Source organism: Mesorhizobium sp. M2C.T.Ca.TU.002.02.1.1, from assembly GCF_003997225.1.
This window is the reverse complement of the sequence record NZ_RZTO01000237.1, coordinates 1-7,762: the sequence shown is the minus strand read 5'-3', so window position 1 is coordinate 7,762 and position 7,762 is coordinate 1. Positions and strand designations below refer to the sequence as shown.

The window sequence follows — 7,762 nt, the reverse complement described above, 5'->3', positions numbered from 1 at the left end:
GCCGTTGCGATCCAAAACCAGGCTCCTTGCCCGGAAAACCCGCCGGGCATTCGGATACTTTTAGTCTCAGACGGCAGGTCTCCTGGCTCGCGGGTCGTCGCCTCAGATGCCGCCTTCCCGGGAACATCCCAGTGGTTTTCGGCCGGGGCTCGTCGCTTACAGTTGCGGGGACAGCCGCGGATTTGGGTTTTGGCCCGCACCGCATTCCCTCTTGGCTCCTCCCTTTGCCGGGAGAAGACCGTCTGGGTCAGGATTTAGGCTTACGGCTATGCGCCTGTCAACGCGCGGCTACGACACCTTGATGTCGGCCAGCGCCGGGCCCAAGTCGCCGGCCGGCGTCACTTCGATCGCCTCCAGGCCGAGCCACGCCTGCATCTGCTTCAGCTCATCGAAGAGTTGGGCGGCGGTTTCGGCCGGGGCACCGGCTTCGGCATAGGCTGCGTGGACCCGTAGCACGCTGGCCGGGCGGTCGGCCCTCAGATCGATACGCGCGACGATCCGGTCGCCAAGCAGGAAGGGCAGCACATAATAGCCGTACTGGCGCTTTTCGGCCGGCGTGTAGATCTCGATACGGTAGCGGAAGCCGAAGAGTTTTTCCGTCCGCGTGCGTTCGAAAACCACGGGATCGAACGGCGCAAGCAGGGCGCGCGCCTCGATCCGGCGCGGGATTCGCGCGTCCTTATGAAGATAGGCTGTCTTCTCCCATCCCTCGACTTTCACCGGCAGCAATTCGCCGGCTCCGACCAACTCCTCGATGCGGTCCTTGGTGTCGCCGGGTGCCAGGCGGAAATAGTCGCGCAGGTCGCCATAGGTGGCGATGCCGTGGGCGCGGGCCGAGATGCGCAGCAATTCGCGATGCGCATCCTCGACCGAGGGGACCGGCAGGTCGAGCACCGCCTGCGGCAAAACGCGCTCGGGCAGATCGTAATAGCGTTCGAAGCCGCGCCGGTAGGCGGTGGTGATACGGCCGGCCCAGAACAGCCATTCGAAAGCATGCTTGGCCTCGCTCCAGCCCCACCAGCCGCCATTGCCCTTGTGGCCCTCGATGTCGGAGGCGGCGATCGGCCCGCGATCGGCCACCTCCTTATAGATCTCGTCGATCATCGCCTTGCGCTCACGGCCCCATTTGGCGAGGCCGAGATACATCTCGTCGCCCTGCTCGGCGCGCTGCATGCGCCAACGCATCAAGGGGTAGGTCTCGACAGGCAGGAACGACGCCTCATGCGCCCAATATTCAAAGACGGCGCGCTTGCGGCTGAGCGCCGCATTGTCGAGGAGCGCAAGCGGGTAGGGGCCGAGGCGCGAGTAGAGCGGCATATAATGCGCGCGCACCACCGCGCTTACGGAATCGATCTGCAACAGGCCGGTCCGGGAAAGCACGCGCGCAAGGTGGCGGCGATCGGGAACCCCGCCGGGCTTGGGGTCGTTGAACCCCTGCGCGCCGAGCGCGATGCGCCTGGCCATGGCGAGCGAGATTTTCTCCTTCATCAAGGTGTCCTTGCCCCGATCGTCCGTCGGATTCTTAGCCGGTGATTCCGGCCATGCTAGCAGGCAAATGGCGGGAGATATGTCAGGAGAGAAAAGTGGAGTAAAAATTGAAGGAAATCAAACAGGAGCGGATCGGACCAGTTTCTTCCGATAAGGCGTCCAGGGCCGCGATTTGAACAAGGTTTGACTTGCGTCCCCGAAACCGCTGCGCTAACCCTCGCCGCGTTGCAGCATGGGCCCCTTAAAACGGTTCAGCGGTTAAACTGTCACGCTTCCGCATTAGAGTCCGTTGCTGTAATCAAAGTGAACTAGCCCGCCGAAGGAAAGTCGCCGCATGAGCGCACTCCTGAGTTCTTACCTGCCTATCGTCTTGTTCATCGCCGTGGCGATGATCGTCGGTCTGGCGCTGATCGTCGCTCCTTTCCTGGTGGCCTACCGCAATCCCGACCCGGAAAAGCTTTCCGCCTATGAATGCGGGTTCAACTCGTTCGACGACGCTCGCATGAAGTTCGACATCCGTTTCTACCTGGTGTCGATCCTGTTCATCATCTTCGATCTCGAGGTCGCCTTCCTGTTTCCGTGGGCGGTGTCCTTCTCGAAGCTCGGCATGCTCGGCTTCTGGTCGATGATGGTGTTTCTGGCGGTGCTGACCATCGGCTTTGCCTATGAATGGAAAAAAGGAGCGCTGGAATGGGATTGAACGACAGTTCAGGCACCCTCGTCGCGCCGAAGCCCAAGGGCATCATCGACCCCAACACCGGCAGGCCGGTGGGGGAAGACGATCCCTTCTTCCTCGAAATCAACAACGAGCTGGCCGACAAGGGTTTCCTTGTCACCTCGACCGAAGCGCTGATCACCTGGGCGCGCAGCGGCTCGCTGATGTTCATGACCTTCGGCCTCGCCTGCTGCGCGGTCGAGATGATTCACACCTCGATGCCCCGCTACGACTCGGAGCGGTTCGGCGTCGCGCCGCGGGCGTCTCCGCGCCAGTCAGACATCATGATCGTCGCCGGCACGCTGACCAACAAGATGGCGCCGGCGCTGCGCAAGGTCTACGACCAGATGCCGGAGCCGCGCTACGTCATCTCGATGGGCTCCTGCGCCAATGGCGGCGGCTACTACCACTATTCTTATTCGGTGGTGCGCGGCTGCGACCGTGTCGTGCCCGTCGACATCTATGTGCCCGGCTGCCCGCCGAGCGCCGAAGCGCTGCTCTACGGCATTCTCCTTCTGCAGAAGAAGATCCGCCGCACCGGCACGATCGAACGGTGAGCCGATGACCCTGGCGTTGAATGAACTCTCCACCTATCTCGGCGAGAAGCTCTCCGGCCGCATCGGCGAAGCCGTGCTTGCCTATGGCGAGCTGACCGTTTCGGTCGAGCCGGGCAATCTGATCGCGGTGGCGACCTTCCTGCGTGACGATCCACGCTGTCAGTTCATCTCGATCATCGACATTTCCGGCGCCGATTATCCCTCGCGCGCCAGGCGCTTCGATGTCGTCTATCACCTGTTGTCGCCGAAGCAGAATGTGCGCATCCGCCTCAAGGTCCAGGCCGACGAGGAAACGCTGGTGCCGTCGCTGACCGCCGTCTATCCCGGCGCCGACTGGTACGAACGCGAGACATACGACCTCTACGGCGTGCTGTTCAGCGGCCATCCGGATCTGCGCCGGATCCTGACGGACTACGGCTTCGAGGGGCACCCGCTGCGCAAGGATTTCCCGCTGACCGGCTTTGTCGAGGTTCGCTACGACGACGAGGCCAAGCGGGTCATCTACGAGCCGGTGGAATTGAAGCAGGAATTCAGGAACTTCGACTTCTTGAGCCCGTGGGAGGGAACGGATTACGTCCTTCCCGGGGATGAGAAGGCGAAGCTGTGAATGGTGAATAGTGAATGGTGAATGGACGAGACGCCGGAAAAGATACGCGACTATCGCGATCTCATCGTCTGGCAGGAGGCGATGGATATCGCCGAGGCCATTTACGTCGTCACGCGCGGGTTTCCGCGCGAGGAAATGTATGGAATGGCAGCCCAGATGCGGCGATGCTCGGCTTCTATACCGGCGAATATTGCGGAAGGGTTCGGCCGAGCTCAGCGGCGACCGTTCATTCAATTCCTTCGTATCGCGCAAGGCTCTTTGAAGGAGTTGGAAACACATACAATGCTCTGCGGGCGCGTTGGGCTGCTGACCAGGGAGCAAGCTGCAAGTCTGGAGCCAAGTTACACCAGGCTGGGCAAAAGACTGGTTTCATTCGTTCGATCGCTCGAGGCAGAACGCGAATGACCATTCACCATTCACCATTCACTATTCACTATTCGCCAAGGGCGACCCATGGCTGAGACCTCCGTCCGCAACTTCAACATCAACTTCGGTCCGCAGCACCCTGCAGCGCATGGCGTTCTGCGCCTGGTGCTGGAGCTGGACGGCGAGGTGGTCGACCGCGTCGATCCGCATATCGGCCTGCTCCACCGCGGCACCGAGAAGCTGATCGAGGCCAAGACCTACCTGCAGGCCGTGCCCTATCTCGACCGGCTCGACTATTGCGCGCCGATGAACCAGGAGCATGCCTTCGCGCTCGCGGCCGAGCGGCTGCTGGGCATCGAAGTGCCGAAGCGCGGCCAGCTGATCCGCGTGCTCTATTCCGAGATGGGCCGCATCATGTCGCACATCCTGAATGTGACGACGCAGGCGATGGACGTCGGCGCACTGACCCCGCCGCTGTGGGGCTTCGTCGAGCGCGAAAAGCTGATGGTGTTCTATGAGCGCGCCTCCGGCTCGCGCATGCATGCGGCCTATTTCCGGCCGGGCGGCGTGCACCAGGACCTGCCGCAGAAGCTGGTCGAGGATATCGGCACGTGGATCGATCCGTTCCTGAAGTCGATCGACGATCTCGACGCGCTGCTCACGCCCAACCGCATCTTCAAGCAGCGCAACGTCGATATCGGCACCGTTTCGCTCGCCGACGCCTGGGCCTGGGGCTTTTCGGGCGTGATGGTGCGCGGCTCGGGCGCTGCCTGGGACCTGCGCAAGGCGCAGCCCTATGAATGCTATTCCGAGATGGATTTCGACATCCCGGTCGGCAAGAACGGCGACTGTTACGACCGTTACCTTGTGCGCATGGAAGAGATGCGCCAGTCGGCCAAGATCATGCGCCAGTGCGTCGATCTTCTGCTCGGCAAGGAAAGCGCCGGTCCGGTGTCGAACCTTGACGGCAAGGTGGTGCCGCCGAAGCGCGCGGCGATGAAGCGCTCGATGGAAGCCCTGATCCATCACTTCAAGCTCTATACCGAGGGCTATCGCGTGCCGGCCGGCGAAGTCTACGCGGCCGTCGAGGCGCCGAAGGGCGAATTCGGCGTCTATCTGGTCTCCGACGGCACCAACAAGCCCTACCGCTGCAAGCTGCGCGCGCCTGGTTTCGCGCATCTGCAAGCCATGGATTTCCTGTGCCGCGGCCACATGCTGGCCGACGTCACCGCCGTGCTTGGCTCCCTCGACATCGTGTTTGGTGAGGTCGATCGCTAAATGTCAGTCCGCCGTCTTGCAGAAGCCAGCCTCCAGCCAGCCACCTTCGCCTTCAACAAGGAGAACGCCGCGGCCGCCCAGCAGTGGATCGCCAAATACCCGAAGGGGCGCGAGCAGTCGGCCATCATCCCGCTGCTGATGATCGCGCAGGAGCAGGAAGGCTGGGTCACCAAGGCGGCGATCGAGACGATCTCGGATATGCTCGGCATGCCGCGCATCCGCGGCCTCGAAGTCGCGACCTTCTACACGCAGTACCAGCTCAATCCGGTCGGCACCCGCGCCCATATCCAGGTCTGCGGCACCACGCCCTGCATGCTGCGCGGCTCGGAAGCGCTGATGGATGTGTGCCGGTCCAAGATCCATCACGACCAGTTCCACACCAACGACAAGGGCACGCTGTCGTGGGAGGAGGTCGAATGCCTCGGCGCCTGCGTCAACGCGCCGATGGTCATGATCTTCAAGGATACGTTCGAGGACCTGACGCCCGAGCGGCTGGCCGAGATCATCGATCTCTACGACGCCGGCAAGGGCGCGGAGGTCAAGCCGGGGCCTCAGAACGGCCGCCACGGGTCCGAACCGGCCGATGGTTTGAAGACGCTGACAAATGAAAAGGCGATCCTGAAGTCGACGCGCGACAAGGAAGCCAAGGCGGCCGCGAAGGCTGCCAAGGATGCCGCCGCCGCGGCGCCGGCTGCCGCTCCTGCCGCCGTCGTCTCGCAGGCGCCTGCCGCAGCCCCGGCACCCGCTGCTCCGGCGGCTTCGGGCCCGGTTGCGCCGTCAAAATCCAGCAAGCCGAAGACCGATGCGCCGGAGACCAGCCCGGCCCTGGCGACGCCGTCGCCGGTCAAGGTCGCTCCGGCCACCGAGAAGGCGGCCAGCGTCAGGGCGCCGCGCCATTCGGCCGCCAACGCCAACCAGGCCGATCCTGAAGTCGAGGCGGTTTCCAAGCCGCGCAGCGGACCGAAGACGAAAGCCGAGCCTGCCACCGCCTTCAAGGCGCCGGAAACCAAGCAGCCGGTCGCCAAGACAGCGAAGCCTTCGCTGGAGGACAAGAACCGCCCGGCCGGCGTCGAGCGACCTGCCACGGTCGACGACCTCAAGCTGATCTCCGGCGTCGGCCCGAAGATCGAAGCGACCCTGCATTCGCTGGGCATCTACACCTTCGCGCAGGTCGCAGGCTGGAAGAAAGCCGAGCGCGAATGGGTCGACGGCTATCTCAATTTCCGCGGCCGCATCGAGCGTGACGACTGGGTGAAGCAGGCCAAGGCGCTCGCCAAGGGCGGCGTCGCCGAATACATCCGCGTCTTCGGCAAGAAGCCGGTCTGAGGGACGAAAAATGCTTCAGGACAAAGACCGCATCTTCACCAACATCTACGGCCTGTTCGACAAGTCGCTGGCCGGCGCGCAGTCGCGCGGCATCTGGGACGATACGCCCGGCCTGATCGCCAAGGGCCGCGACTGGATCGTCAACGAGATGAAGGCTAGCGGCTTGCGCGGCCGCGGCGGCGCGGGCTTCCCGACCGGGCTGAAGTGGTCGTTCATGCCCAAGCAGAGCGACGGGCGGCCGAGCTATCTGGTCATCAACGCCGACGAATCCGAGCCCGGCACCTGCAAGGATCGCGATATCCTGCGCAACGATCCGCACACGCTGGTCGAGGGCGCGCTGGTCGCCGGCTTCGCCATGGGCGCGGTCGCGGCCTACATCTATGTGCGCGGCGAGTTCATCCGCGAGCGCGAGGCGCTGCAGCGCGCCATCGACGAGGCCTACGCGGCCAAGCTGATCGGCAAGAACAACACGTCCGGCTACGACTTCGACGTCTACATGCACCACGGCGCCGGCGCCTATATCTGCGGCGAGGAGACCGCGCTTCTCGAAAGCCTCGAAGGCAAGAAGGGCCAGCCGCGGCTGAAGCCGCCATTCCCGGCCAATGTCGGCCTCTATGGCTGCCCGACCACCGTCAACAACGTCGAATCGATCGCGGTGGCGCCGACCATCCTGCGCCGCGGGGCGGCCTGGTTCTCATCCTTCGGCCGTCCGAACAATGCCGGCACCAAGCTGTTCTGCGTGTCCGGTCACGTCAACAACCCGTGCACCTTCGAAGAGGCGATGTCGATTCCGTTCCGCGAGCTGATCGAGACGCATTGCGGCGGCATCCGTGGCGGCTGGGACAATCTTCTGGCGGTCATTCCGGGCGGCGCTTCGGTGCCGCTGGTGCCGGCCGAGCAGATCATGGACGCGCCGATGGATTTCGACGCGCTGCGCGACCTGAAATCCGGCCTCGGCACGGCGGCCGTCATCGTCATGGACAAGTCGACCGATGTCGTGAAGGCGATCGCCAGGCTGTCCTACTTCTACAAGCATGAGAGCTGCGGCCAGTGCACCCCGTGCCGCGAAGGCACCGGCTGGATGTGGCGGGTGATGGAGCGATTGGTGCGCGGCGAGGCGCAGAAGCGCGAGATCGACATGCTGCTCGACGTCACCAAGCAGGTCGAGGGCCACACGATCTGCGCGCTGGGCGACGCGGCGGCCTGGCCGATCCAGGGCCTGATGCGGCATTTCCGCGGCGAGGTGGAACGCCGCATCGACGAGTTTTCGCGCAACGCGCACCGGGTCGAGCCGGTGATGGTCGCGGCGGAATAGGATTTTGGAATATGGGCGAAAGCCCAAGACTGACAGCAGGGGCGGGGCATACGAAGAAACGACCAGGAGATCTCTATGGCGCCGTATTCGATACCCTATCCGTTCATGCC

Annotated in this window: 8 protein-coding genes and 1 riboswitch; of the genes, 7 read left to right on the top strand and 1 reads right to left on the bottom strand. The window is 63.6% G+C overall.

Going from position 1 to position 7,762, the window contains the following annotated elements; genetic code table 11:
* Nucleotides 1–54: 54 nt before the first annotated feature.
* A riboswitch (cobalamin riboswitch) is annotated at nt 55–258 on the bottom strand.
* 30 nt (nt 259–288) lie between these two features.
* A complete protein-coding gene (locus EOD07_RS14805; RefSeq protein WP_127236000.1) occupies nt 289–1,488 on the bottom strand; it encodes a winged helix-turn-helix domain-containing protein in 1,200 nt (399 codons plus the stop codon).
* A 334-nt stretch (nt 1,489–1,822) separates the two neighbouring features.
* On the opposite strand from EOD07_RS14805, the gene EOD07_RS14800 reads away from it, so the two are divergent.
* The 7 genes from EOD07_RS14800 to nuoF are packed head-to-tail and all read left to right on the top strand — an operon-like array spanning nt 1,823 to nt 7,652.
* On the top strand, nt 1,823–2,188 hold the full coding sequence (locus EOD07_RS14800; protein WP_040982049.1) for an NADH-quinone oxidoreductase subunit A: 366 nt from the start codon (nt 1,823–1,825) through the stop codon (nt 2,186–2,188).
* A complete protein-coding gene (locus EOD07_RS14795; protein ID WP_015317338.1) occupies nt 2,179–2,760 on the top strand; it encodes an NADH-quinone oxidoreductase subunit B in 582 nt (193 codons plus the stop codon). The genes EOD07_RS14800 and EOD07_RS14795 overlap by 10 nt, the downstream gene beginning before the upstream one ends.
* 4 nt (nt 2,761–2,764) lie before the next feature.
* Entirely contained in the window at nt 2,765–3,367 is a 603-nt protein-coding gene (locus EOD07_RS14790; protein ID WP_127235999.1) for an NADH-quinone oxidoreductase subunit C, read from the top strand.
* Nucleotides 3,368–3,388: 21 nt separating this feature from the next.
* Nucleotides 3,389–3,772 carry a four helix bundle protein gene (locus EOD07_RS14785; protein WP_127235998.1) on the top strand — a complete coding sequence of 128 codons (384 nt, stop codon included), beginning with the start codon at nt 3,389–3,391 and terminating at the stop codon, nt 3,770–3,772.
* A 48-nt stretch (nt 3,773–3,820) separates the two neighbouring features.
* The gene (locus tag EOD07_RS14780) at nt 3,821–5,011 is read left to right on the top strand and encodes an NADH-quinone oxidoreductase subunit D (protein ID WP_040982038.1); all 1,191 of its coding nucleotides are present in this window, start codon (nt 3,821–3,823) and stop codon (nt 5,009–5,011) included.
* Entirely contained in the window at nt 5,012–6,337 is a 1,326-nt protein-coding gene (locus EOD07_RS14775; RefSeq protein WP_127235997.1) for an NADH-quinone oxidoreductase subunit E, read from the top strand. It abuts the gene before it with no gap.
* 10 nt (nt 6,338–6,347) lie between these two features.
* The gene (nuoF, locus tag EOD07_RS14770) at nt 6,348–7,652 is read left to right on the top strand and encodes an NADH-quinone oxidoreductase subunit NuoF (protein ID WP_040982034.1); all 1,305 of its coding nucleotides are present in this window, start codon (nt 6,348–6,350) and stop codon (nt 7,650–7,652) included.
* The last annotated feature ends 110 nt before the right edge of the window (nt 7,653–7,762 follow it).

Excerpts from the sequence above, each read along its gene's own strand:
- EOD07_RS14800 (WP_040982049.1), top strand. The coding sequence starts at position 1,823 with ATGAGCGCACTCCTGAGTTCTTACCTGCCTATCGTCTTGTTCATCGCC.
- EOD07_RS14775 (WP_127235997.1), top strand. The coding sequence starts at position 5,012 with ATGTCAGTCCGCCGTCTTGCAGAAGCCAGCCTCCAGCCAGCCACCTTC.
- EOD07_RS14780 (WP_040982038.1), top strand. The coding sequence starts at position 3,821 with ATGGCTGAGACCTCCGTCCGCAACTTCAACATCAACTTCGGTCCGCAG.
- EOD07_RS14785 (WP_127235998.1), top strand. The coding sequence starts at position 3,389 with ATGGACGAGACGCCGGAAAAGATACGCGACTATCGCGATCTCATCGTC.
- EOD07_RS14790 (WP_127235999.1), top strand. The coding sequence starts at position 2,765 with ATGACCCTGGCGTTGAATGAACTCTCCACCTATCTCGGCGAGAAGCTC.
- nuoF (WP_040982034.1), top strand. The coding sequence starts at position 6,348 with ATGCTTCAGGACAAAGACCGCATCTTCACCAACATCTACGGCCTGTTC.
- EOD07_RS14795 (WP_015317338.1), top strand. The coding sequence starts at position 2,179 with ATGGGATTGAACGACAGTTCAGGCACCCTCGTCGCGCCGAAGCCCAAG.
- EOD07_RS14805 (WP_127236000.1), bottom strand. The coding sequence starts at position 1,488 with ATGAAGGAGAAAATCTCGCTCGCCATGGCCAGGCGCATCGCGCTCGGC.